The organism is Acetobacter sp. DmW_125128 (assembly GCF_008704325.1).
GTDB classification, from domain to species: Bacteria; Pseudomonadota; Alphaproteobacteria; order Acetobacterales; family Acetobacteraceae; genus Acetobacter; species Acetobacter oryzifermentans.
Window position 1 is genome coordinate 1 of sequence record NZ_VHOP01000041.1, and the last position, 25,414, is coordinate 25,414.

Sequence of the window (25,414 nt, forward strand, 5' to 3'; positions counted from 1 at the left end):
AAAACGGGAAAAACAGTCAGCACACGCAGACACAAAGTACAACCCTCACGTGCCACTCTCAGGGCTTAACTGACGACACGCCCTAGAAAAAATTGATGAAAATCTGTCGGAAATTGATACTTTAACCCAACTCCGAGACCTCCTGCTCCCCAAGCTAATGTCAGGCGAAATCAGCATCCGGGATGCCGAAAAGATGGTGGAAGACGTAGCATGAGTTTTCTGTCCGAAAACGAGATCGAAGACTGGGCCTGCGATATTCTACGCGAATGTGGCTACACTATTGTCTGGGGGCCAGATATTGCCCCCGGTGGCAAAAAGCCCGAACGCGCCTCGTTATCGGACGTCATTCTGGAAAAACGCCTTCGGGCGGCCATAGATCGTCTAAATCCACACCTTCCCCAAGCCTCGCGCGATGAAGCCCTGCTGGCCCTGATCCGCGAAGACACACCCGACCATGTGGACGAAAATCGTCGTCTGCATGACTATCTGGTCAATGGCGTGCCGGTGGATATGGTGCGCGAAGATGGTACCCAGTCTGGCGACCGGGTGCGCCTGCTGGATTTTGAGAACCCGGAGAGCAATGACTTTCTGGTCGTACGCCAGTTCGTCATTGAAAAAGACGAGGCCAACCGCAGGCCAGACCTTGTTCTTTTCGTCAACGGTATGCCGCTTGGGGTGGTTGAACTCAAAAGCCCCAGTTCCGAGAACGCCACGCTGGATTCAGCCTGGAACCAATTCCAGACCTATCGCAGCCTGATTCCCTCGCTCTTCCGCTTCAATGAAGCATTGATGATTTCGGATGGCACACAGGCCCGCGTTGGCTCCCTCACAGCCGACCGTGACCGCTTCATGCCATGGCGCACGATCAACGGCGAAGACCTGATCGCCAAAAACCATGAGGAAATGGAAACCGTTCTGCGGGGCGTGTTCACCCCACGCTGGTTTCTGGGCCTGATCCGTGACTTTGTGCTGTTTGGCGAGAAGAGCGGTAGCCCGATCAAGATTCTCGCGGGCTATCACCAGTTCCATGCCTGCCGAAAGGCCGTGGCTCAGACTGTGCGGGCCTCTGCTCCGGATGGAGACCGCAAGGTCGGGGTAGTCTGGCACACGCAGGGATCCGGCAAGAGCCTGCTCATGACCTTCTATGCAGGCGTGATCGCTCGTCACCCGGAGATGGAAAACCCCACCATCATTGTGCTGACAGACCGCAATGATCTGGACGACCAGCTCTTCGCCACCTTCTCCGGCGCACAGACTTTGCTGCGCCAGACACCGGAACAGGCAGACAGCCGGGAGGACTTGCAGAAACTCCTCCGGCGCACCTCGGGCGGTGTCATCTTTACCACCTTGCAGAAGTTCCAGCCCGAAGACGGGGAAACCAGCCTGCCCACTTTGACCGACCGGCGCAATGTGGTGGTCATGGCGGATGAAGCGCACCGCAGCCAGTATGGGCTGGAAGCCAAATTCAACCCCAAGACCGGCAAAATGACCTACGGGTTTGCCAAATACCTGCGCGATGCCCTGCCCAATGCCTCCTTTATCGGCTTTACCGGCACCCCCATTGAAAATGCCGATGTGAACACACGCGGTATTTTTGGCGAGTACATTGACATTTACGACATCGCGCAGGCTGTCGAGGATGGAGCAACCGTGCCCATCTATTACGAAAGCCGCCTTGTGCGCATCGAACTGGATGAAGACCTCAAGGAAGAGCTGGACGACGAACTGGCCGATATTGTCGAAGGGCTTTCCGAGAACGAGGAACATAAACTCAGCCAGAAATACTCTCGCGTAGAAGCACTGGTCGGCTCGGAACCCCGCCTGCGCCGGATAGCCGAAGACCTTGTGACCCATTTTGAAAACCGCCTGACTGCCCTTGAAGGCAAAGGCATGATCGTGGGCATGAGCCGTGCCATTTGTGTGGCGCTCTATAACGAGATCATCCGCTTACGCCCCGCATGGCACAGTGATGATGATAATGAAGGAGCCATCAAGGTGGTGATGACTGGCAGTTCATCCGACCCTGCCGGGTTCCAGCCCCATATTGGCAAGAAGTCCAAAGCCCGACGTGAATTGCTGGCAAAGCGCATGAAAGACAATAACGACCCGCTCCGGCTGGTTATTGTGCGCGACATGTGGCTGACAGGTTTTGACGTACCCTCCATGCACACCATGTATGTGGACAAGCCCATGCGCGGGCATGGGCTGATGCAGGCCATTGCCCGCGTCAACCGCGTGTTCAAGGGCAAACCCGGCGGTCTGGTGGTGGACTATATCGGTCTCGCCCAGAACCTCAAGGCAGCTCTGGGCGAATACTCCGCTGGAGACCGCGAACAGGTCGGCATTGATGAAGGAGAGGCCATCCGCGCCTTGCAGGAACGCTACGAAGTCGTGCGGGCCATGTTCAATCCCGGTCAGGCGGGTGGCTTTGACTACCGCCCTGCCTTGCAGGACGGCGCAACCCCGAAGGCCAAGCTGTCCATCATGGCGGGAGCGCTTGACCATATTCTGGGCCAGCAGCAACGGGTCATGGCATCGGCCAAAAGTGATGAAGAGCGCAAAGCAGCCCAGAAACGCTACCCGGATGCCGTCAAGGCGCTTTCGGTTGCCTTTGCGCTGGCTTCTGCCAGTGATGAAGCCGCCAGACTACGCGATGAAATCGGGTTTTTTGAAGCTGTCAGGGCGGCTCTGGTCAAGAGCATAAGCACCGGCAGCGATGGCCGGAGCGCGCAGGAACGCGAACTGGCCATCAAGCAACTGGTCAGCAAGGCCGTCATTTCCACTGATATCATCGACATCATGGAAGCCGCTGGCATTGGAAAGCCTGATATTTCCATCCTCTCGGACGCCTTCTTGCAGGAAGTGCGGGAAATGCCCCAGCGTAATCTGGCCATTGAGGCGCTCAAGAAGCTTCTGGAAGGCCAGATACGCAGCCGAACGCGCACCAACATCACGGAAGCCGAAGCCTTCTCACAAAGGCTGGAACAGGCCGTTGCCCGCTACCATGCCAACGCCCTGACATCCGCCCAGATACTGGATGAACTCATCCGCATGGCCCGAGACATGGCCTCTGCCCGTGACCGGGGCGAGGAACTGGGTTTGACACAGGAAGAAATCGCATTTTATGACGCACTGGCTCAGAACCAGAGCGCCAAGGACGCCATGGGCGACCCCAGCCTGCGGGTTATCGCCACAGCACTGGTGAATACTATTCGGGAAAATGCCACAGTGGACTGGACCGTCATGGCGCAGGCCCGCGCCAAGATGCGCACTTCCGTCAAACGCCTGCTGCGTCACTATGGATACCCGCCGGATATGCAGGACGAAGCCGTGCAGCATATACTACGTCAGGCAGAGCAGTTTGCTCCGATCTGGGCAAACCAGAAAGAGCTTTAGATATCGTCGTTATGCGGAGAGACCAAGAGAGTAATTGTAGGCCACATATCTAGTATTTTCGAAAGGGCATTGGCTCCTTGGATTTTCCAGATTTCAGATCAAGTGCTTCAGCACGATCCAAGTGACGCTTACGAGCTTGGGACGCATGGGAAAGCGAACGTTCGATACGTGACGTCAATGTACCATAAGATTCGTGTGGTGGTGGAAAACGTGCCTCAAGGTCGAACTCACGGACGCATATCAAACCCAACCGAAGACTTTTTTCTGCGGCATGCATGAGCATATTGAAAATGTTAACGGCAAGCTGTCCTTCCCGCTCCCACCAATCGTCAACATAATGGGATATCTCATTCAACGAATCATAGTAACGGATAAGGGCAATGACTTTCTTATCAGGCAGATCACGCACTTGGGACGCGCTCGGATAGAGCGTCGGGAAATAAGGTCGGAAATCCGCCTGCTGGTCGTTAGTTTTCACGCTCTCAACAGCGGATTCACAACTAAAATTAACTGTTGATCTATCCAGAATATACTGAACTCGTTCAATGGTATGTTGTAGTTCTGGCGCAAGTGCTGCAACGGCACCAGCTTCTTTTTTTTCCTTCTCTTCAGCCTCAGAACGACGCTTGTTCAATTCAGTGATCCAAGCCCCAAGGAGCGCTCCACCGGCACCGAACAAGGAGCCTGCAAGTGATGTAACGTCGCGCTGAAGAGCCAACCCACCGCCGCAGAACAGAGCAACGGAAACAGCCATATGCGGATTCTCTTTAATGTAGCGCACGATACTCTTCGGTACACACTCCACTGAATTACTTTCGGTCATTGCATCACTCTTGTTCTCTTTAAGTGCATTATAACATATATCAAAAAAATGCATGCTATCGTCAAAAGCGATTCCAGACCATCTCGACTGATAATTTGTGGTGTCCCAGCCAGCAACCCCAATAGATTATATCGTAATATTCCTTGCAGGTAAGATAAACATTCTGTATTTACGTATATCCAACATAGGAGGTTCTCATGCAGGTTTCCAAATGGGGTAACAGCCTTGCTGTGCGTATTCCCTCCCACATTGTCAAACAGCTTGGTTTGCAGGAAGGCGACAATGTGGATGCTGTTTTCACACGCCTGAAATCCCGCGAAGAAGCACTCCGCTCCCTGAAAGAAATCGGGAAAAAACTACCTTCCGGGTTCCGTTTTGAACGTCCCGAAGACTAATGTCTCTCTTTCTGGATACGAACATCCTTCTCTATGCCATGATGGAAGAAGGAACAGAAAAGGCCGGCATTGCTGACAGTCTCCTTCTGCATCAGGACTGCCATATCTCGGTTCAGACACTTAACGAAGCCACAAATACGCTCAGGCGTAAAACCAGACTTCCACTAGACGACATCAAAACATTGATTACCGACTTCCGGGGGCTGGTCACGATTCATCCCATCACGGAAGCTGTTTACAGCCGTGGCTGGGCCATTATCGAACGGTATGGGCTCCAGACCTATGACGCCATGATTCTGGCCTGCGCCATGGAAAATGGCATTGAAACCCTCTTGTCCGAAGATATGCAGAACGGTCAGCGGATTTTTGACATGATAACCATCATAAACCCCTTCCGGAAACCAGCAGAGTGAGGTTAAATTCACCATACCAAGTTCCCAGACTGTTTAACCAGTTCCGGGAACCAAAATGCTAACCGGAAGACAGCACGTCGCATTCTTTTAGCTGTTTCAAAGGGTTAGAATCGTGTCACTGCGGGTTGGCTCGGGTTCGAGTCCTGCAGTTCGCATAGCAAGCTGAGTTTCTATCCATCGATCACTGGTAGTACGATACTCGCCTTGGCTCAGTATCGTATGACTGCGAATACCCAGCCTGTTCCTTAATACATCGCGCTGATCCGGGTCGTCTGACACATTGGGGTAAGTGTAACCGTGCTCCAAATCATGCTCTGACATGCTGGAACGCACAACGGTTATTCAGAACAGCCTGCCGCATTTCTTTTTTTAAATCATCAAGCGAAATCAAACCAAGAATAAAGCGCTCATTAGCTTCTTCCAGAACGGCATCGTGACGATAGCCCTGCCGGAAATTAGCTGACCGCGCTTCTTCGACAACTCGCCTACGGCGCTGTGATTCTTCATGACTAATAGCCTGTGCGATAAGTGTTTTTTCCATTGTCACGCCCTCTGTATTTCCTGAGACAATACTTTAATATCAATTAGAAATTAGAAATTAGAAATTTTATGTCGTTTTATCTGGGAATAACAAATATTTACAACCTATCGACCGAGTGCTTTCTGCAGCAAACGCAATACTTCTTTGACCCGTCGATCATTCCAGTTAAATCCATTCGCTCTGGACTGCTCAGTTCGAACGCTTGCTGCATATGGGCTTTCTTCTATGGCGGGCATCGGCATGATGTGTTGTTTGATAGAGACCGACAGAGATGGAAATACATCGATACCGGCCCAACGTGACAAAACTTCTAAAGAAACGATCTTACAATCAGGCTGATTTGTGTTTGCACAGACATACACGGCGGCACCATCTGCAATGGGATCATGACTCTATCAGGGCCGACACTGACTCTGTGATGAGAAAACAGCACTCCTGTCACGACATAGAGTTCTCCCTCAGCATTCGCGAGCCCCCGAACAGCGGCCTCAATTCCCTCCCATGCTCCGCGGTTCAAACCCGGAGCCTGTGGGACAACATTAGACAATGCATAGGATTCCTGTTGAGCCGTGAGGCCAGCGAAATCACCCGACGGAGACAAATGTCCTCGATCCCAGCCACTATGCTTCCAGTCGGCCAACTCTCCACGGTAGCCTGCGGGAAGCCGGGCGTCCGGATAGAAATAGCCTCCTCGCTTGGTACGGGCCGCAACTTCAAGATTTTCTTCAACAATATACTCTGCCGACCAGATCGGGCCTTTTGAAAGCGAAGAGTCCATAGCGGCATACGCCGTGTTGCACAGGACTGTCCCGTGACCGAACTCGCCGCCCAAAACTGGCATTTGTCCTTTATAGAACAGGTCTGGGCAGCCTTCCTTTCCGTAGACCCGTGTTTCATGAAAACCGAATACCATCAGGGTAAGCGCCAACATTACCCCCTTCCAACGTCCAGCGCCCATCAGCTTCTTCCCGATGTTCGCGGCATGGGGCCTGGTGGCACAGGGCGCATCAGAGACCGATGTTTTGCGCAGTACCACATTATCTCGCCTGGATGCGTGTTCGCACCGAATACCGCTCCCGCCTTGCCAACGCAGCAATAATGGGCCCAGCGCCGAGCGGGCATCTGGGCGGGCAATCGCGTTTGCTTATTGGTAAGAATATCCACGATCAGATCCCCAACGCATTCAGTTCACGTTGGGTCTGTTCCCATGTCGGCCGATTACTGGACAGTGATCCACGACCGTCCTGCCAGTTCCAGTGTCGTATCCGGTTATTGGAGGGGATATCATCCAAAAACCGGGACGGGATGGACGATGTTCCCTGTCGATAATCGCAGCAGGTGATGGTTGCCTGTTCCATGGCTCGTGTCAGGGCCACATAGGCCAGTCGGCGCTCTTCATCCAGATTCCGTGCATTACTTCCTGGGAATAGACTATCTTCCCACGCAGGAAGAAACACATGTCGAAACTCAAGCCCCTTTGCACGATGCATCGTCAGCAGCTGCACACGCTCCTTCCCTTTTTCTCCAGGTGCGCCTGAGGCCAGGGCAGCGTGTTCCATCAGATGGTCAACCTTGCGATAACGGTCAGCTACATCGGCCAGCTCAGCAAGGTTCTCCATCTGTGTCGCAGCTTCATCACTGTCATCAGCACGAAGCATGTCGAAATAGCCAGTATCTTCAAGTAAGAGACGCATCCGATCCCCGACGCTCAGGTTCTCCTGTGCCCCAACTTCCCTCACCACGCGCTCAAACTCTGTAAGGGCGGTCGCTGCTTTCTGGGAGAGACGTGCCCCATGGACAGCGCAGAGTAAGGATATGTCCTGCTCGCGCGCAGTGAGTTCAATAGCTCCCAGTCCCTTTGCTCCAAGACCGCGGGATGGTTTATTTGCTACCCGGCGAAAGGCTTCATCGGATTGTCGGTCATCCGGACGTGCAGCAAGAGAGACCAGAGCAAGGGCATCCTTGACGGCAACACGTTGATAAAACCCGACGTCGCCAACAATTTCATAAGGCACCCGCGCCTGTATCAGTGCTTCCTCTATCGAGCGGCTGAGACGGTTCTGACGATAGATCACGGCGATATCATGCCACGGGCATCCTGCGGCGGCCCGCCTGCCAATTTCGGCGGCAATAGCGTCAGCCTCCTCGCTGATATAGGAAAACTGCAACACTTCGATGGGCTTGCCTGCACCTTTTCGTGTATACAAGGTCTTTGGAATACGTGAAGGATCCTGAGCAATAATTGCATTGGATGCGTCAAGAATATGAGCGGTCGAGCGAAAGTTCTCTTCAAGTTTGAATGTCTTGGCTTCGGGAAACTCCTGGGAAAACCCTCGTATGAAACCAACTTTTGCTCCACGCCAGGAATAGATGCTCTGTGAATCGTCCCCCACAGCAAACAGTTCTCCTGACACCTCAGAGATCATTTTGAGCCAGAGAAACTGGGCGCGGTTTACATCCTGAAATTCGTCGGCCATGACAGATGTAAAACGACGAGACCACCGATAGCGATAGGTCTCATTTTTGAGCATGGCCAAGGTAGGCCACATCAGCAGATCGCCAAAATCCGCAGCGTTCTGTTCGCGCAGCAAACTCTGATAGCGGCCATATAACCCAACGACAAAACGCCAGCCCACATCGTCCACAAAACGTTTTTGAGCGTGTGCTCGCGCTATCATGGCTTCAACATGATGCCCCGCCATATCTGGTGTCACCAGATCTTCCTTCAAACGAGAAATCCGTTCGGCCATCTTGGCGATCTGACGCGCATCTCCAGGTTCTCCCTCTTCTGGGCGGGGCAACTGCTCAACGGGGGTCGCCTTAATCAGGCGACGAACAATGGCAAGCGTGTCATCAGCGTCACGAATATCAAATCCCGCTCGCAGATAAGCAATATCGGGTTCTGCCCGCAACTGGCGCGCGCACAGCGCGTGGAATGTGCCGAGCCATGAAGGTGCCATCCCCTCTCCGCAAGCCCGTGTAATCCGTTCCCGCATTTCGCGGGCCGCCTTGTTGGTAAACGTCACGCAGAGAATACGTGATGGCTCCATACCATACAGTTCGATCCGCGTGGCGACACCAGCCGTCAGGGTCTTGGTCTTCCCTGTGCCAGCACCAGCAAGCACCAGAACGCGGCCTAGCGCCAAAGCTGCAGCACGCTGCGCTGGAGTGAGGTCGTCCAGCACAGGAGCAAGACGCGGCGGGATGCTCAGCGAGGCGCTCATAACACACTGACCTGTTCCACAACGCGCCCCTCACAGCGCTGGATTTCTCCATCCGTTGAGAGCACAAGAAATGGCTCATTCAGATCCCAGTCTCCCAAACGCTCGACCCAGACGCCACTGATAACGAGACCGAGTTTGGCACCGGTTCGCTCATCAAAACGCACAAGACATTGTGGCAAAGGCCCCTCAGGCCATTTTGCTGCCCCAAGGCGTTCAAGATGGATATCCCAGAACGCTTTTGCCGCTGGTGACTGATCAAGCTGCTGCGCAAGACCCGCCTTGATAACCAGAAGGTCAAGAACGTCATCGCGATATGTTTGTTCGTTTGATTTCATGGCTTCAATTCCTTCTGTGATATCCTCAACGACCTGCTCGACTGCTGTGGCGTACCAGCCTTTAACAATCAGGATTTCGGCATCTTCAGTGAGCATGGTGAATGCACACTCCAAGTCCCACAGCCTTGAGTCTGCAGCCTCTGGCATCGTTCCACCGATCACCACGCCAATCAGATCACGTGTTCCATCGGTGCAGCTGACAAACTGGCAAGGTGTCTGAGCAGGATTGGAACATCGTTTTTCCCACACATTCCTTGCGCGTTCAGTGCTGTGAAAAACTGTCAGTATTGCGCGTCTCCACTTCGGATCGTGGATTTCGCTTTTCTGTTCATGATAATTCTGGTCGAACATGACGTTATCGACCTCCCAATGAGGGTGAGCCAGAACGCCTTACAGATGGCGCAGCCTGCTCTGCCTGCGGAACGGGCTGGGATTGCTGGCGTTTACGTAATTTGAGGTCATCGACCCATCCTGCTGCGACTTGAGGGTGTGGTGTGGTGGTTGTCGCTGATCCCGCCAGTTCGCCAAAAGGGCGCGGGGCTGAACTTTCCTTGTTGCCGCGTGCCCTTAAAACCTGATTCCAGTCAGATCCGGGTGTTTTTGGTGAGGCCCGGCCATTCCACAACCCGACCTCCTGTGCCATTTTTGAAAACATTGCAGCATAGTGATCACCCTGCTGGTCATTATCGACCGCGATAACCAGACGGCCTTCTGGCCGTTGGGCCACATCCGTCAGCACCTGCTTCAGCTCAGCGACACTTTCCGGGCTCATGCCTCCACCCGTGGACAAGTAAAGCGTGTTGCGGGAAAAACGGTCCATGGAGGCGAAAGACAGGGCATCTATTGCTGCTTCGGCCACGACGACACGTGAGGGTGGCACGCCGGGATCAGACTCAAACCGGAATAACCGCTTGCCAATGCCCCCGGTTGAAAAGCCACGGTACTCAGGCCCACGCATTTCCATGCCGCTCAACGCTCCCTGATTGTCACGATGCGCAAACCAGGCTGTGCCGTTGGGACCTTCTCGTAACAGGTTTTGTTTAGCCGCAGCGTCCAGTATGCGATCAGGCAGTCCTCTCTCTTCTGAAAGATAGCGCCATGCAGCTGAGCCCTGCTGGGGTGGATGACGATGTTCCCACATCCATGCTGGATCACGTTTCTGGTTCGTGTCAGTCGAAGTCGGTTTGGTCCGTTCTCTGACTTCGTAGCTCGGCTCCAGACCGATCAGGTTGCGTAACTCGCGCCGCACATGGCCAAGATTAAGGCCAGGTTTGAGGTGTTGGACCAGTTTGATAACATCACCACGCGCGCTACGATCAGGATTTGTCGGATCCCACCAGCCTTTGCCACCGTGGTTTACAATGATGATTTCGCCCTCACCACGGCGGAACTTCAGGTTTTTGGCCGACCGTTGCGCTGTGGCTTCTCTGTCAAGACGATAGCCTTCGCGTTCTAGGACAAGTTCGCACCGAACGCGCTCACGTAGTGTTGCAAGCTCATCCCGTTGTGCGTCGATGGTTCGGTTATCCGACATGACCCGCACTCCCCGAATTGACGTAACAGATGGCGAGAGAGCTATGTTTTCTTTCCGCAAGCCCTGTGTTTTGTAGGCGCGTTTGACTGTTGGCAGTCGGCCTGCAAGCAGTTGGGTGCATGTCGGATCTCCTCTCTCGGAGATCCATCCTGCGAGAGCATGATGCGACGAGTTTGAAAAATTATGGCCAATGACGATTTGTGATGTGTTCATGACCGACGCCCCGGGTGGCTGCTATCGAGCATATGTTCCCAGGCTTTACGCCGTGCCCGCATCGCTTTACGCCGTAGAGCCGCTTCAAGACGAGACGGAAGGGCGTGGCAGCCGATGCTATAATCCAAGAAGGAAGCTTCTGACGACAGTTGGCGCCAGCACGAACGAGCATTCGGGCGTACGGAAGATAAGGGTGTCATCTGCGTCGTCATGACGTTTGTCCTTTGCGTTTGAATTTTAGGATTTCAGCTTTTGCGAGCCCGTGGTTTTCTGGCTTTCCGCCTGATCGGTTTGCTCAGTTCGAGAATTGTGATGTCGCAACCAGATCCATCAATGACGATCTCGGTGCGCACCCACTGCGCCGGCCCTTCACTCACGAGTGTGGCGCGCAGGCGTCCTTCAACCAGAACCTGGGTACCCTTTCGGCATTTGCGCATTGTCAGATCAGCAAGACGTTGATCGAGACAGACAATCTAATGCCATTCTCGCATTTGTTTCCGCTTGCCCTGAAACTGATCTGACCAGCTCTCTGAGGTCGCCAAGGGGAATGAAACCCGACTTGCCCCGTTTTCCAGATCTTCTCGCAAGGGATCCTTGCCGAGGTTTCCCACCAGGATGACGCGATTGACTGTTCCGCGCATGACAGATTTTCTTTCTGTTCTTCCCGGATCTTGAGACGGCCCGCTGCCGCATCATCTTTCCGGGTGCGGTCCTTAAGAAGCGGCCATAGGCGGCGGGGTCAGGCCCTCGGGACGGCAGTGGTGCGGAAGCCGCATGTGGCTTCACGGTGCCGTCACGACCGAAGGCTTGGGGCTTGACCACGACGACGGCCGCTTCACACCGCACAGACCCGGAAAGATGTGCGGCAGTGTGTTGTCTTTTCTTTCTTCCTTCTTTCTCTTTATTTTAACTTCGTATCTCTTTCCCTTTTCTCTCGGATATTCTGTAGAATTTTCCGATATCGGGAAGCTTGGGATAAGAGTTCTCATCACCAAATTGCCGCGCGCTACTGACCAACCAGTGAGTGGCCAATATCATGCGTTTTCCTGTAGCAAGGTTACGAAGTTGAGCCCTGTCAGACCGGCCGCTAACAAACACACTCTGCCATTTCCCAGTCAGAGGATCTCGACGGGCTGCATGATACTGGCCGTTCAAAAATGCTTCGACGATCCATGGCTCGCGAGGACCAATATAATCGCCAAGTGGCATGTGATAGATTGCACCAAGCGCTATGGTTCCCACGCGCAACGGATTGTCCCCACCCTGAAAAGGTGACGTGTAATACTGTCTATTCATGATACGTGTTTTCCCGCGCGTAGGTATTTTGAGCGATCAGTTATCAGTTTTTTTTTGCACTGTTCGCGCTCAATACTGTCTGGATCGAAGTAATCAGGCCTGCGTTGGAGTTCCTGCTCCTCGAACTGATCGGCAAAGAGTGGAACTGCCTTTTCCAGCCGTCGGCGCAGGTTGCGACGACGTGCTGCCGCTTTGCGTGTGCCACTCCAGCGTTTGGGTGGGTCGAGCAATGGAGACCAACCATGTGACCACCCTGAACCAGGGCGGATACGCGGTGCATAGTGAGAGATGATCTCACGCTCTACACTCCGGTCCAGTATGGTGCAGAGCCATAAACTCTTGCCGTCCGGCAATGTGTCACTTGTTGGAGGGGGCATCGTATTCGGGTTAGCCCAGAATACGGACACGAGTGCCCGCATCCCTCGCCCCATTCAGGCCGCCATCCGTGAAAGTTCTGCGGGTAACCGGGGAGCCTTACTCTGAAAAGCAAGTATGTATTCCGCTGCCTGTGACGCGAGACGCGCTGCTGCAAAAACTGCCCGCTTGTCTTCTTTCAACAGGGCAATCCAACTCCCAATGTAATCAGCGTGTCGCACTGTCGGCGTGATGTTCAACTCGGCAAGAACGAAGGCCGCCGTAAGCTCAGCCACGATCTCTTCTGCCATGTATTTATGAGAACCGAACCGACCAGACAGGTCACGGTCCAGACGGCTTTTATGGCCACTCCAATGCGCGGTTTCGTGAAAAGCCGTGCGATACCAGTTGATCTGCTCATAATAGGCATTCTGTGGGGGAAGCCGAATGTAGTCTGGATCTGGGGCATAAAATGCCTTGTCACCACCAATTCGGATGTCCGCACCTGTGGCCTGCAGCAGAGCGTCTGCATGAGGGACAATCTCGCGCTCCGGTAGCGATGCGACTGATCCCGTCATGTCTTCGGGCAGGTGTTCGCACTGGTCAATATTGAAAACCGTAAAGCGCTTCAGAAAGGGAATGGCCCGCGCCTCTTCGTCAGCCTCCTGACCACCGGGCACAAATCTGTCCGCATAGAAAACGGTCGTGCCCTTTTCACCTTTCCTCACACTGCCACCAACTTTTCGTGCCTGATTAAACGTCAGCCATCTCTGAGAGGTAAAACCGCACATCTGCACGGTTCCCCACAACAGGAGCACGTTGATACCGCTATATCGGCGACCTGTGGTGACGTTGAGTGGAAGTGACGGGCCTGAAGCGGTATTAGACCAGGGCTGCACCCATGGGGCCACTCCGTTTTCTAACTGCTCCACGATGCGGTTGGTCACATCCTGATAGAGATCAACACGTTCATGTTTGGTCATAATCCATTCCTCTTCTCAGGAGTTAACCCAAACCGGCAAAGGTCAGGCTGTGGGGCAGTACGAATGCGGGTCCGCAGATCAGGATCATGAGTGTCAGCCCCAGAAGAATTGTCCCCAGCAGGAAACCTGCGAGTTCCAGATAATCGCGTGCTGTTGTGGGGAGAGGGAGTTTCGTATCGCGCATCGTCGGTGTCCTTTTCCTTTTGGATACCTTCGCGCGACCGGAGCGCCGTGGCGGGGGCAAGAGCGGTGCGTCAGCACCGGGATCGGAGCCACGCACAGACCGCTTGCGGTCGAGCATGGCGAGAACCCACCTCTTGCCCCCGCCGCGGCGCTCTGGTGCACATTCTTTGTTGTTCTTGTTTTTCTCTTTCTTTGTTTTTGATTTGATTTTCGTCTTCACATCTCAAACAGGACGTGACGTGCTTCATCCTTCATGTTAGGAAAGACTTCTTCCTCATCATGGAAAATCTGAAAGTGTGGCCATATTGGACACACCTGAATCACGTGAGATGATCCCTTACGCAGTAAATCGACTTACTGGTGCGCCACTCAGAATTGGAATGGCGTGAGGGTGAGGATGTGACGTCATCATCAGACGCTTATCGTGCCGTCCATCCCACGATAAACCTTCGCATGGCATCAGCAGACCATTGCGAATAGCCTGACGGTCACGCTGGAAACAGACACGTTCATTGCCTCCCTGGGGCCGCTGACAAGGATAGCCAGCTTCCGCACCACAGCCAGGACACTCAATGGATAATGCCGGGTCACCATCCAGCCACTCGATGTGGCACCGCCGGCACGTGACCGGTTCATCTGTACAGATCCATCGGGTCGGCTTTGCAGGACGCAGCAGGTGGTTTCCAGAAACGATCGTGTGTTTCAACATGAGATCATTCTCCTGACAAATTTTGAGAGATGCGGATGAAAGGAAATCAGGTCTGGATGCTCTCCTCGATCAATTCGAAATCACTGAGCGTTGTGGCACCGGTCCAGCGATCGAGATGAAGGATCATCTCCTTCCCACCAACATCCCCGGCATAGCCGTGATCGCGCAGAGAGGAGAGTTTCTTACGTGTGATCTTCGGTATTGCCGTCCGGTCCAAAAAATCAGTGATTGCAGCATTCATATTTTCATATGGACCATGCCAGTTGCGGGCATTGACCGGGAATATTTCCGGGGTGCGTAAAAAAACGGCTCCATCAGGCCGAATGCACGTTTCCACAACATATCGACCACATGTCTGTCGTGTCACATCGAGTGTCTTGCACATTTCAAAACGTCCCTATCACCACGGTATTTTGTGGTGCAGTTGGATGGCAGATATAAAAAAAGCCGCCCTTCAGGGCGGCCTTACAGTAGAGAGCGTCAGCGTTTTCAGTATTCGCTGGGAAGCAGGACAATTCGCCCTATGCCGGGTTCACTGAAAGCGTATAACTTGGCTTCTTTTAGGGGGAAATCCGTATAAGGGATGTCTTGACGATAAAGTTCGACTTCCCCATCCCCTGTCTTATCTCCATCGGTGCAAATAATAACGGCTGTGTGTTTTTCGAGATCAACCTTCAAGGTCCAGAACTGTCGATCTTCCTCGCGCATAGTCGGCAAATGCTGAACACTTGCCAGTATATCAATCAGCCACGCGGCACCATTTGCTGCGATGTAACGCGCGCCATCAGTCAGAATGAGCCCGCTATGCCAGCGGTAATACTTCACTGTTCCTGTAAATCCAGCGAGGGCCTGGGATGTAAGAGCGTGTGTCGGTTCTAATATATCGGACATTAAACTCTCCGTAATCTGGGTTTATTTCCAGAAAATGCATCCTTTTTAAGATTACACTTTCTGATACCAGAGCGGCCGTCATAGTCTGGAGGCTGAGGCAAACGCGGTGCGAAGCACCGGGATCGGAGCCACGCGCAGACCGCTCCGCGGTCGAGCATGGAGAGAACCCACCGTTTGCTTCAGCCTCCAGACTATGGCCCTTCTCTTTCAAATATTTCCTTTTATTTTCTCAACTGTGTGAATGTTCTTTTGAATGATCAAAGGGTGTTACAAAAAAGCGATCCATAGAGACGGATCGCCTTATTACTGCTATCGAGCATACGAGGTTGATGGCAACCTGTCGAAATGGCTAAAAGTTGCGGGATGCCCGTAGTTTTCACTTTACAGTAACTACGGTAATCCCGTATTATCGTCTCATGGATAACAGGTTTGACCCCGCAAAAGACCTCGCCAACAAAAAAAAGCACAAACTGTCTCTGGCCTTTGGCGATCGTATTTTCGAGGACGATAATCACCTGATCTTGCCCACCATCCGCATTGAGGATGAGGAGGATCGCTACAAAGTGGTTGGCGTCGTGGGCGAGAAGCTGTTCACCGGTGTGTTTGTCTGGCGGGACGATCTGCCCCGCTTTATTTCCGTGAGAAGGAGTAACAAAGGTGAAGAGAGAGCATATCATTCTGCCTGCTGATCCGGCGGATTCCGAAGACCGCGCAGTATCCATCGAAGGCATGGAACGTGGGCAAAGGGCACGGTTGATCCGTAAAACCCGTAACGATCTCGGTCTGTCTCAGGTCGAGTTTGCCAGCCGTTTCCGCGTTCCTGTCGGCACGTTACGGGACTGGGAGCAGGCACGGGCGATGGCCCCCGACTTCGCGGTAGCCTACGTTCGGGTCATCGGACAACACCCCGATATGGTAGCTCAGGCGGTGGCCTGAGCTACCTTCCCAACGAACCGGGGATTCAGCCCATCAACCCCAAATGCCGGATAGACCTTATTACTCAGACCATAATTACTTCAAGACGTTCAGGCATCGCACGGGCCAGCTCTGTCAGTTCGCTGGGGATGCGTGGATCGTCGGGAATAGTGGCGTGATGTGCACTTTCATCACCATTAGACAGGCTCTCCTGATCAGTCTGGCCTTCGTCAAGCTCCCCACCCTCCTCACAGTTCTCATCCTCTTTACTGTCAGTTGTGACGTCAGTATCGGCATCACCTTCTTCTTCCTCCATCTCCGCCGCAAAACGTGCCCGAGCTTCCAGCCGCGCAGCCTGGTTCTCTAACCTGGATTTCCATTCAGGCAGTACTGCTGCAAATGTAGCAGGTTCCGGCACCCATCGTTTTTCGCCTAAGTGGGCCATCAGCGCTTCGCGCATCGCTTTACCAGTGGGTTTTTCTTCCAGACCTTCAGCCTGAACAGCTTTGGTAATTCCCGGTTTACTGTAACTTTTAAGAAATTCTTCAAAGGCCATTGTGGGCATATACTCGTCCGCACCAAACAACACCCCAAGGATCTGGGCGGGCAAACCGCTACCGCTATGCTGACTAAGGCCGCAATTCATGAAAGTGCTGAGAACACCCAAAGCTGCGTTTCTGAGAAGATCCGGATCACGTACTAACACACCTTCGGGGAAGATACGGGCGACAGCCAGGTCACGCTCAGTAACACTCCCATAAGGCTCATATGTATCATCACCGTGGACTTTTACATTATTGGCACTAAGGGCCAGAATGAAAGCACCAACCAGATCCCAAGGATCAGCATTTTCTCGTGCTGCATCCAGCGCCTGACGCAAAGCCTGTGTCCGAACATCCCCGATAATTTTAAGCCCTGTGCCTGAAATATCAGCGCGCTCTTTAGGTTTTTCGGGTTTTTGGGCTGACGGTAAAGAAAGGGAGCCATTTTCTGTCCTGCGGGTGGACTGTTCTCCCAGTTCGCGTACCCGTCCTTTTTGAATCTGCAGTGTGCGTGGGTTAACCCAGATCGCCGGGATATCTTCGTCCCATTCCATTTCCCAGGAACCCACCTTCCGGTATCCGTCTGGTGCAATTCCTTCCCCATATTCGTTGCTCTGGAGGTAAATGGTTCCTTCAGGCTTAGTTTTCTCAGCCCAGATCTGCTGCGCCTTAAACATAGCGGCATATTGGGTGCAGTATCGATTATCTTCTCCACCCTGCCCGAAGAGATCTTCTTCCCAGACGACACCAGCTTCTTTTGCAGTCTCGTCGTCAAACTCGTAGTTGCGAGCATATAATTCGACCTGATCAAGATATCTTACAAATTCCGACCAGTCGAAATGTGTGGCGTCTTCCCTACTCATCTCATAGTCGGCCGGATCTGCTCCTTCGTCAGCGCTTTCCGCCCAGATCTCGGCCCATACACCGCGTTGGCGCTCCAGCGGAGTGCGCGCAATTGCGTTCCGGTCAGTATAGGAAGGCCCAATCCCACTATCGATTGCCGCAATAATGGGCGGATGAATTTGGGACAACAGCATCAGGCCACGAAGATAGGCTGGTGTGACCATAAAAGCCCGACAGATTTCTGTATCCGTAGCGCCCTTCTCGCGCATATCCAGCACACCACGCCATTGTTCGGATTCCGTCATATCGGCACGCACGACGTTCTCGGCGACAGCGGCCATCGTATCGCTTTTTTCATCACCAGAACGGACATGCACGTCAATTTCAGTCAATTTCGCCGCAATACAGGCCCGCACCCGCCTGTGACCAGCGACAATCATCAACCGACCGTCCTCAAGTTCCCGCACGCAGGGCGCATGTATCAGGCCCACTGTCTTGATATTCAGCGCAAGCTGATGTTCCGCACGAGGATCTGGCTGGGTCTTACGTGGATTATTCGGGTTTGGTACGAGTGTTTTGGGATCGACGCGGCGAAGTTCCGTCATGATACTCTCCTCACTTTCAGGGTCATGAGGTGTCATTTTCTGACCTCATACCTTCGGCACGGTCACAGACGCCTACACGGGGCAAGGGCGAGCGTCAGCGAGGCCCCGGAACGGGGCGTACCCTTGCGGCGTGTGGGCGGCCTGTGGCCCGCCCTTCCCTTTTCGGCTTTGTGCTCTTCTTATTTTCTTAGGCCACCTGCTCAATTTTCTCTGCAACAGCAGAAGCAGTATCATCATTTGCTGTCGCCGATTTCAACGTAGCTTCCTTTTCCTTGCCTTCCGCTTCCAGCTCAGCATCCAATGCGGATAGCTCGGCACATTTCGCCGTGAGATCGTCGGCTTCCGCAAAAGGAAGTCCTTCCCGTGCGCGATAAGCTGGCAGTCGGCGCTGTGCCTCATCCAGACTGCGACGTGCTTCAGCCAGATCGCTGTCCAGACGTAAGGCTGCGTGCTCAATCCGTGAAATCAGTCCCAGAGGCTTGGTCTCACGATCGGTCTCGACCTCGATTTCTCCTGCAGGTGTATCCAGATAGATGGAGGAGACGACTTCTGGTTTTCTCTTGTCGGACGTTCTGAACTGCTGTTCATGAGCTTCGCACATCACTTCAAATCCGGCGATCCGACCCATGCTCCACTGCCCGGTCCGGCCTTCCCGTTCAGCAAGCCGCGCCTGCGACAGTATCCATGCCCCAGCTTTTTCACGGCTCTCAACCACCTTGGTGTCACGGTGCAGCGCAAACGCCTCGCCTTTCGTGGTGATACGCTGTGTGAGTGCCGCCTCAATTTTCGGAATGCGTGCCTGAGCTGTCTTGATGTCGCGTTCAGCTCTCTGGATCTGGCGCCGCACATTGAACTGATCATCGAAATGTGCGGCCTGCAAACGCTCAAGACGCGCGATATCGGCTTCTAGGCCCGCTTTTTGAATCAGACGCATGTCGCCTGATGCCAGCGCCTTGGCCATTGCAAACTGGTTGCCTTCACCGCCCACATCCTCAATACGACGGATTGTCCGGTCTCCCGACATTGCAAGGCCGATAAATCGCATCTTCCGTTCAAGGAGCTGCCAGTTGGTGGCGTCCACGGATCCCTGCTGGGCGTATGCGTAAACCTCCACTTCGTCATGCTGATTGCCCTGACGCACAATCCGACCTTCACGTTGCATGATATCGGCAACAAGCCAAGGCACGTCGAGATGATGCAGGGCTTTCAGGCGCTGCTGGGCATTGACCCCTGTTCCCATTGTGGCTGTTGAACCGATCAGGATACGCTTGCGGCCTGCATTGAGATCACCAAACAGACGCAGCTTGGCTGCCGCTTTGTCGTAATCCTGCATGAAGGCAATCTGCTCGGCTGGGACACCCATGCGGATCAGCTCTGACCTGATCCAGTTATAAGCCGAGAACCCGCGCTTGGTCTGGGAGGCCTGGGTGCCGAGATCGGAGAAGATCATCTGCACCGCCCCCGGTAAATCGTAAGCCCTGTCCGTCTCGGGATTGGTGTAACGATTGGCAGATGTCTCATGCCAGATTTCAAACACCTTCCGAATCATCACATTCAGCTTGGAATGTGGGTCACTATCCGCCCATGGTGCGATAAAGCGCAGATCGATCGCACCATGCCGGGCATCATTCATCACACTCAGAATGATGTCGTCCCCCTTCTGTGGACGACCTGAACGGGCTTCAATCGCGCGCATCCGTTCTGCTAGTGTCTGCTGGAATGCCCGAAAGTCTTCTGTGCTTTCGGCCACCACAATCTGTCTGTTACCCCCCTTAACTGAGGGCAGCTTGACATAACGGGCCAACTCGTCTGACTGAACGACGTCCGCGAAGTCACGATACATGGCCATCAGATCGGCCACATTGACGAATTCGGTAAAGCGCGTGACCGGTTTATAGAGGCCGTTGGGCTGAAGCTCTAGTTCGGTGCGTGTTTCCCCAAAGTTGGCCGCCCAAGCATCAAATTCGTGGAGATTGCGTGCGACAAGAGCATCCAGATCCATATACCGTCCGACATTCCACAATTCGGCAATCGTATTCGTAATCGGCGAACCTGAAGCCATGATCAGTGGACGTGTTGGATCAGTCTTCGCGAGGTAACGTGTTTTTACGAAAAGATCCCATGCGCGCTGTGAGCCGTTAGGATCGACACCTCGCAGATCGGACTGATTGGTCGCGTAAGACAGTTTCCGAAAGAGCTGGGCTTCATCCACAAGGATCTGGTCGATGCCCATTTCACCCATGTGAAGGAGATCGTCCTTCTGGGCGGCTAATCCTTCCAGTTTAGCCTCCATCCCCTCTTTCATGCGTTCAATACGCTTGCGGGAGATACGGTCATCGCCATCCAGGCCAGACAGAATGGCCTCGTATGACGCAATCTGGTCTTCAATCATCTCCCGTTCAAAACCCGCCTCCACCGGAATAAACTTGAAAGCGTCATGGGTTATGATGATCGCATCCCAGTTTTCAGTTGCTGCGCGGGCAATAAAACGCTGGCGTTTCGCTTTGACGAAATTTGTCTCGTCCGCCACGAGAATTCTCGCCGTAGGGTAGAGCATGAGAAATTCACGCGCCATCTGTGCAAGGCAGTGACCGGGAACCACGATAACGGCCTTACTGATCAGTCCAAGGCGTTTCTGCTCCATGACGGCAGCCGCCATGGAGAAGGTTTTTCCTGCCCCCACAGCATGGGCCATGTAGGTGCGCCCTGAGGCAATAATCCGCCAGACCACGCGCTTCTGGTGCGCACGAAGGGTAATCGCACTGCTTGCGCCAGGCAGACGCAGATGACTGCCATCAAAGGCCCGTGGCACCAGATTGTTGTAAGTCTCGTTATAGAGCTTTACGAGACGGTCAGAGCGATCGGGATCCTGCCACACCCACTTTTCGAACGCGCTTTTAATAGCAGCCAGTTTTTCTTTGGCCGCTTCCGTTTCCTGCGTATTGAGTTCGCGTCGCTCGTTGCCATTTTCATCGCGCCAATGATCCCAGATTTTGGGAATGGACTGGGAGAGCGCGTCTTCCAGCAATTCCGCTGCATTGCGTCGTTCCGTGCCCCAGACGGATGTAGCCTCTGCGCGAGACAGAAACGGCGTTCTGTTGATACTCCAGCATGCCACTTCCGGGGTATGACGAACGGTTGTTTCAATCCCCATGACCTCTTGTACGAAGTCCTGAATGTCCGTGACGGGCAACCAGGGCGCTCCCAGACGGGCTGTAATTTCAGAGGGGCGCAGATCCGGGGGCTGCACGCCTTCAAGGGCGCTGACATTGCGTGCAAACCGTTGGTCAAGTTGTGCGGCGTCACGTGCCAAACCCAGCTTGGTCCGCACGGCGCCTGAAAGCATCTCATCGGCCGTAACCCAGACGTCCCTGCCCTGCGCGCTGCGTTCTGGATCAAGGTAAACACTCTCGCCCAGTTCAATCAACGTATCGGCTTCACTCCGTCCCAGCAGTTCGGCAATGAGAGGCAGATCCACACGTCCCGTTTCATGCAAGGACACAGCCAGCGCGTCATGGGCTCCGTGTATTTCAGGCTCTGTCGGTGCATGAATGACACGCTCAGAGAATATCGGCCCCATGCGGCCCGTATCCGTGCGTTCGTCATACTCCTCAATCGATGCCACCAGCCAAACGTCAGGATCATCCATAAAGGGCTGCAAGTTCGGGCGCCGCTGGGTTTCCCGTGTTTTCCCAGTTTCAGGATTTTCGCGCAGCGTGGTGCGGGTATGATTAATGGGGCCAAATTCACGCACGAAACTCTGGTACGCTGTTTTCAGAGTGCGCTGCTGCGACCCGTAAGGCAGGTTCTGCATCTGAGCCCGCAACACACTTCGTGCGGCATCACGGATGGGCACCAACCCGCGGATGATCCGAGCATGTTTGGCAAAAATCCCCTCTGCCTGACCTGCCTTGCGGATCGGGACGATCTGAGTCTGTCCCTCGCTAATCTGGTGCAGAACACCCCGGTCTACAAAGTAGCTTCCTTCCTTGAGGTCTGCACCACTTGCCGCGGTTCCAACCGTAACGCCCTCACCTGCTGGCCGGACAATGCGTGCCTCCAGCGGCTGTAGAAAATGAACGTTGGGCGCAATCCGGCTCAGGGCTTGCGGAAGAAGAAGATCTAGTTCTGCGCCGGCGGTGGCAGAGCATGTGTAGCCGGGACCAAACTGCGTTGTCGTCCAGATATGACTGCCGAGCACCTGTTCGGGATGGTCAAGGAAATACCGGTTTATGACGAGCGGACCATTTCCCTCGTCTGAGTTTGGGATGTCTGCAGTTTCAACCCAGCTCTCATTTGACGGCACTTCTCCAACTTCTCGTTTGCGGAATGCCAGGATATCGACCACCACATCTGTCCCGGCATCGTCACGCATTGCGCCTTCAGGCAAACGCACAGCACCAAGCAGGTCTGCGCTCTCGCCGATAATCTGTCGTGCCTTAGGATCCGTTTTGTCCAGTGTGTATCGGGAGGTCACGAACAGGGCGATACCGCCTGGTCGTAAAGCTTCGAGTGAGCGGGCAATGAAGAAGTCATGAAGACTTAGTCCCAGCTTCTCCAAGCCGTCCCGACCGTGCACCGTGCGATTGCTAAAGGGTGGATTACCAATTACCAGATCATAGCCATGCGAAAGCTGGGCTCGCGTGAAATCCTCACTGCGGATCCATTGGTTTGGATAGAGCTTGCGGGCAATGCGGGCAGAGATTGGATCGTTTTCAATGCCTGTAAAGGCGATCTTGCCTTCCAGTTTTTCAGGTCGTGCGGCTATAAAGACCCCGGTGCCGCAACCCGGTTCAAGCACCGAACCGCCACGAAACCCCATACGCTGAGCCATATCCCACAGCGAGTGAACAATCAGTTCCGGGGTGTAATGGGCATATTGTGTGGCGCGCTGCAGGCCAGCCCTTTCAGTCTCCGTCGTAAGCTGTTCAAGTTCTGAAGCAAGACTTTCCCATCCCTTGCGCACCTCTTTACCAGTGGGCGGGAAGAGGTTGTTGGCAAGTTCACCCGCACCAAAACCAGTAAAACGGGCGAGCACCTCCTGCTCTGCCTCGGTGGCGTTACGATCCTCGCGCTCCAGTTCCCCGAGAAGGGCAATCGCTGCCAGATTACCCTCAGCACGGGCTTTCCATCCGCTTGCAAGACCACGCAGTCCCTTCAGCCGGAAATCGCGCTGTGGAATACGGAAAGAGTGAGGGGAGGGGAGGCTGACTTCGGGAAGGGGCTGGTCATCGTCTAGAGACCAGAGGGATGCGAGCTCACCGGACAGTACAGTGGTATCGAACAGATTGAGTTGCGAGGCTGACATGGACATGATGGCGCACTCCGTTCAATCGGCATCGCCCGACGCCTCAGAAAGGGTCGGGGGCCTGATTGCATAGGTTTGTGAGGATTAGTGGCAAGGAGCGGGAAGGGGAGCGTCTACTCTCTCTTCATTCCTTGTCCCTTATGCCTTCCGGACAACCGGGCCGGAGTGGGGGGCGCAAGTGCGGTGCGAAGCGCCGGGAGCGGAGCCACGCACAGGCCGCGCAGCGGGCGAGCATGGCGAGCACCTACCACTTGCGGCGCACGCTCAGGGCTGGTGAATATTTTCTATTGATATTATTTATCTATATTAAACGCGGTAAATTTCTTTTTTTACACGTGTAAAAACCATTAACCTTTCATTGGGCAACGGGGGTTTTTGATCATTCAGGAAGACTGAATCCTGAAAAAAATGTTTTTTACACGTGTAAAAATGTTGCGCTAGGTGATGTAAATAATATAGGTCTGTATCAGAAAGATTTTGGGAGCCTCAAGGTGCTTGGAAAAACTATTTTGTTTGCTAGCGTGAAAGGTGGGACGTCCAAATCCACACTTTCTGAATGTATCTCAGTCTGTGCCGCAAGGGATGGAATGAGAGTTTCTGGAATCGACTTCGATCCTCAAGCTACATTTCGTAACTGGGGAGATGCAAGAGAAGAAACGCAGAAATCTATTCCTTCTCTTACACGTATTCCTGTAAAGTCTTTAACGTTATCAAAATGGAAAACTGTTGAAGATTACACAGATGATAATGATTTGGTAGTTATTGATACACCTCCTGCATTAGAAAACGATGCTGATGCTTTTTTGGGTTTGTCACAACTTGCTGATGTAGTTCTTGTGCCTACTAGTGCTACTCACAATGACATATCTAGTAATACGCCTTACTTACTATCGTTAAAAAAAGCAGGTGTCAGAGCTTTTGTAGTGTTCTCGCGGGTAAATCGTCAGACTAAAAGTTTTAGAGAAGCCCGACAAAGGGTTGCTAAATACGCCCGAGTTTTGCCAGTTGAGATACCAATTGCTGAGGATATGCATGTTCACAATCATGGTGGATTGACCTCTGTCGATATTAAAGATGCCAGAGGTTCTAAAGACGTTGAGCTACTTTGGGATTTAATTAAACACGAGATAGAACTATGACCGTAAAGATTTCAAAATCATTGGCCAAAAAAATTGCTTTACGTGATGAGCCACTAACTCAAGAGCGTGAAATAGAACTTATGACTGCGGATGCTAGAAGTTCTGCGCAGAACGAATTAATTGAGATTGATGAAGATTTATTACATACACTTAACGAAGTATTCGGTGACACGGATCTTCTGAAAGATCAGAAACGTCTTCAGACGATCGTTACCCAACGTAAGATCATTTATCGCAATTTTGTAAGAGCTGGCCACGCCGCGTTGGCAATGGGAAATGCGCTTCTAGATATTGAAGCTTCTTTAACTATCGGCGAACGAGAAAGACTAAAGCAGAGCACAGAAAAGATACTGCCATTCGGTGATACTGTAGCTTCGATGTTGAAAAGTGTTGCTCGTTTTGTAAAAACGGGCAAGGTCCCAGAAAACGATCTCCCGGCAAGCTATTCAGCAGCTTACGTCTTAACAAACATGACAGATCCGGAACTTGATGCGGCAAAGGAAGAGGGACTTATTCGTCCTGAAGTGGGTCGTAGAAAGCTATTGAATTTTCGGAAAGATTATCGCCAGCGCATAGAAAAAAATGGCGAAAAAAAGAATATAATAGACCTAGAAAAACTGGAAAACAAAAGGGATAAAATTTTGAATAGAAGGAAGAAGCTTGCATTGGAATATTTTACATTGAGCCGTGAATTCCGTGAAATCAATAAAGTCATCAAAGCTATCAAAGGCCGTTAGGTTGGCAGCGCTTTAAGGGCCATTCATGTCGTTAA

Annotated in this window: 21 protein-coding genes; 7 read left to right on the forward strand and 14 right to left on the reverse strand. The window is 53.1% G+C overall.

Annotated features, from left to right (window positions below; genetic code table 11):
- The first annotated feature begins 210 nt into the window (after nt 1-210).
- Nucleotides 211-3,396, forward strand: coding sequence for a type I restriction endonuclease subunit R (locus FKW19_RS11920; RefSeq protein WP_116100410.1), 3,186 nt, complete (start codon nt 211-213; stop codon nt 3,394-3,396).
- 49 nt (nt 3,397-3,445) lie between these two features.
- Here FKW19_RS11920 and FKW19_RS11925 read toward each other — a convergent pair whose 3' ends face one another.
- Nucleotides 3,446-4,219, reverse strand: a complete 774-nt coding sequence (locus tag FKW19_RS11925) for a hypothetical protein (protein WP_150150613.1) — start codon at nt 4,217-4,219, stop codon at nt 3,446-3,448.
- Between the two features lie 197 nt (nt 4,220-4,416).
- Between FKW19_RS11925 and FKW19_RS11930 the strand changes: the two genes are divergently transcribed.
- Both FKW19_RS11930 and FKW19_RS11935 read left to right on the forward strand, forming a co-directional pair.
- Nucleotides 4,417-4,614 carry an AbrB/MazE/SpoVT family DNA-binding domain-containing protein gene (locus FKW19_RS11930; protein WP_061498081.1) on the forward strand — a complete coding sequence of 66 codons (198 nt, stop codon included), beginning with the start codon at nt 4,417-4,419 and terminating at the stop codon, nt 4,612-4,614.
- Nucleotides 4,614-5,027: a PIN domain-containing protein gene (locus FKW19_RS11935; protein WP_116100408.1), complete on the forward strand. Its 414-nt coding sequence runs from the start codon at nt 4,614-4,616 to the stop codon at nt 5,025-5,027. The genes FKW19_RS11930 and FKW19_RS11935 overlap by 1 nt, the downstream gene beginning before the upstream one ends.
- Nucleotides 5,028-5,334: 307 nt before the next feature.
- On the opposite strand, the gene FKW19_RS11945 is transcribed toward FKW19_RS11935, so the two are convergent.
- The 11 genes from FKW19_RS11945 to FKW19_RS11995 form a co-directional block, all read right to left on the reverse strand.
- Nucleotides 5,335-5,568, reverse strand: coding sequence for a hypothetical protein (locus tag FKW19_RS11945; protein WP_116100406.1), 234 nt, complete (start codon nt 5,566-5,568; stop codon nt 5,335-5,337).
- A gap of 310 nt (nt 5,569-5,878) precedes the next feature.
- Nucleotides 5,879-6,526, reverse strand: a complete 648-nt coding sequence (locus FKW19_RS11950) for a DNA/RNA non-specific endonuclease (RefSeq protein WP_116100405.1) — start codon at nt 6,524-6,526, stop codon at nt 5,879-5,881.
- Nucleotides 6,527-6,734: 208 nt separating this feature from the next.
- Nucleotides 6,735-8,792: an ATP-dependent helicase gene (locus FKW19_RS11955; RefSeq protein WP_116100404.1), complete on the reverse strand. Its 2,058-nt coding sequence runs from the start codon at nt 8,790-8,792 to the stop codon at nt 6,735-6,737.
- Nucleotides 8,789-9,478: a hypothetical protein gene (locus tag FKW19_RS11960; RefSeq protein WP_150150560.1), complete on the reverse strand. Its 690-nt coding sequence runs from the start codon at nt 9,476-9,478 to the stop codon at nt 8,789-8,791. The genes FKW19_RS11955 and FKW19_RS11960 overlap by 4 nt, the downstream gene beginning before the upstream one ends.
- Before the next feature lie 4 nt (nt 9,479-9,482).
- A complete protein-coding gene (locus tag FKW19_RS11965) occupies nt 9,483-10,661 on the reverse strand; it encodes a DUF3991 and TOPRIM domain-containing protein (protein WP_162870760.1) in 1,179 nt (392 codons plus the stop codon).
- 686 nt (nt 10,662-11,347) lie between these two features.
- The gene (locus FKW19_RS16095; RefSeq protein WP_116100402.1) at nt 11,348-11,515 is read right to left on the reverse strand and encodes a single-stranded DNA-binding protein; all 168 of its coding nucleotides are present in this window, start codon (nt 11,513-11,515) and stop codon (nt 11,348-11,350) included.
- Nucleotides 11,516-12,166: 651 nt separating this feature from the next.
- Nucleotides 12,167-12,577, reverse strand: coding sequence for a hypothetical protein (locus FKW19_RS15765; protein ID WP_238331300.1), 411 nt, complete (start codon nt 12,575-12,577; stop codon nt 12,167-12,169).
- Nucleotides 12,578-12,601: 24 nt separating this feature from the next.
- On the reverse strand, nt 12,602-13,507 hold the full coding sequence (locus FKW19_RS11980; RefSeq protein ID WP_116100400.1) for an ArdC family protein: 906 nt from the start codon (nt 13,505-13,507) through the stop codon (nt 12,602-12,604).
- Between the two features lie 22 nt (nt 13,508-13,529).
- Entirely contained in the window at nt 13,530-13,691 is a 162-nt protein-coding gene (locus tag FKW19_RS15455; RefSeq protein WP_156105411.1) for a hypothetical protein, read from the reverse strand.
- A 754-nt stretch (nt 13,692-14,445) separates the two neighbouring features.
- Nucleotides 14,446-14,784: a hypothetical protein gene (locus FKW19_RS15770; protein WP_238331301.1), complete on the reverse strand. Its 339-nt coding sequence runs from the start codon at nt 14,782-14,784 to the stop codon at nt 14,446-14,448.
- Nucleotides 14,785-14,888: 104 nt separating this feature from the next.
- Complete coding sequence (locus FKW19_RS11995) at nt 14,889-15,290, reverse strand: DUF6876 family protein (RefSeq protein WP_035379820.1); 402 nt, start codon at nt 15,288-15,290, stop codon at nt 14,889-14,891.
- A 416-nt stretch (nt 15,291-15,706) separates the two neighbouring features.
- Here FKW19_RS11995 and FKW19_RS12000 point away from each other — a divergent pair, with 416 nt between their 5' ends.
- Both FKW19_RS12000 and FKW19_RS12005 read left to right on the forward strand, forming a co-directional pair.
- Nucleotides 15,707-15,979, forward strand: coding sequence for a BrnT family toxin (locus tag FKW19_RS12000; protein ID WP_003625670.1), 273 nt, complete (start codon nt 15,707-15,709; stop codon nt 15,977-15,979).
- Nucleotides 15,948-16,226 carry a DNA-binding transcriptional regulator gene (locus tag FKW19_RS12005; RefSeq protein ID WP_116100398.1) on the forward strand — a complete coding sequence of 93 codons (279 nt, stop codon included), beginning with the start codon at nt 15,948-15,950 and terminating at the stop codon, nt 16,224-16,226. The genes FKW19_RS12000 and FKW19_RS12005 overlap by 32 nt, the downstream gene beginning before the upstream one ends.
- Nucleotides 16,227-16,290: 64 nt before the next feature.
- On the opposite strand, the gene FKW19_RS12010 is transcribed toward FKW19_RS12005, so the two are convergent.
- Nucleotides 16,291-18,195 (reverse strand): ParB N-terminal domain-containing protein, encoded by a 1,905-nt coding sequence (locus FKW19_RS12010; RefSeq protein WP_116100397.1) that lies wholly within the window; start codon nt 18,193-18,195, stop codon nt 16,291-16,293.
- A 187-nt stretch (nt 18,196-18,382) separates the two neighbouring features.
- Nucleotides 18,383-23,509, reverse strand: coding sequence for a DEAD/DEAH box helicase family protein (locus tag FKW19_RS12015; RefSeq protein WP_116100396.1), 5,127 nt, complete (start codon nt 23,507-23,509; stop codon nt 18,383-18,385).
- A gap of 485 nt (nt 23,510-23,994) precedes the next feature.
- Between FKW19_RS12015 and FKW19_RS12020 the strand changes: the two genes are divergently transcribed.
- Entirely contained in the window at nt 23,995-24,642 is a 648-nt protein-coding gene (locus FKW19_RS12020) for a ParA family protein (protein WP_162870759.1), read from the forward strand.
- Nucleotides 24,639-25,379 carry a hypothetical protein gene (locus FKW19_RS12025; RefSeq protein WP_116100395.1) on the forward strand — a complete coding sequence of 247 codons (741 nt, stop codon included), beginning with the start codon at nt 24,639-24,641 and terminating at the stop codon, nt 25,377-25,379. The genes FKW19_RS12020 and FKW19_RS12025 overlap by 4 nt, the downstream gene beginning before the upstream one ends.
- Nucleotides 25,380-25,414: the final 35 nt, after the last annotated feature.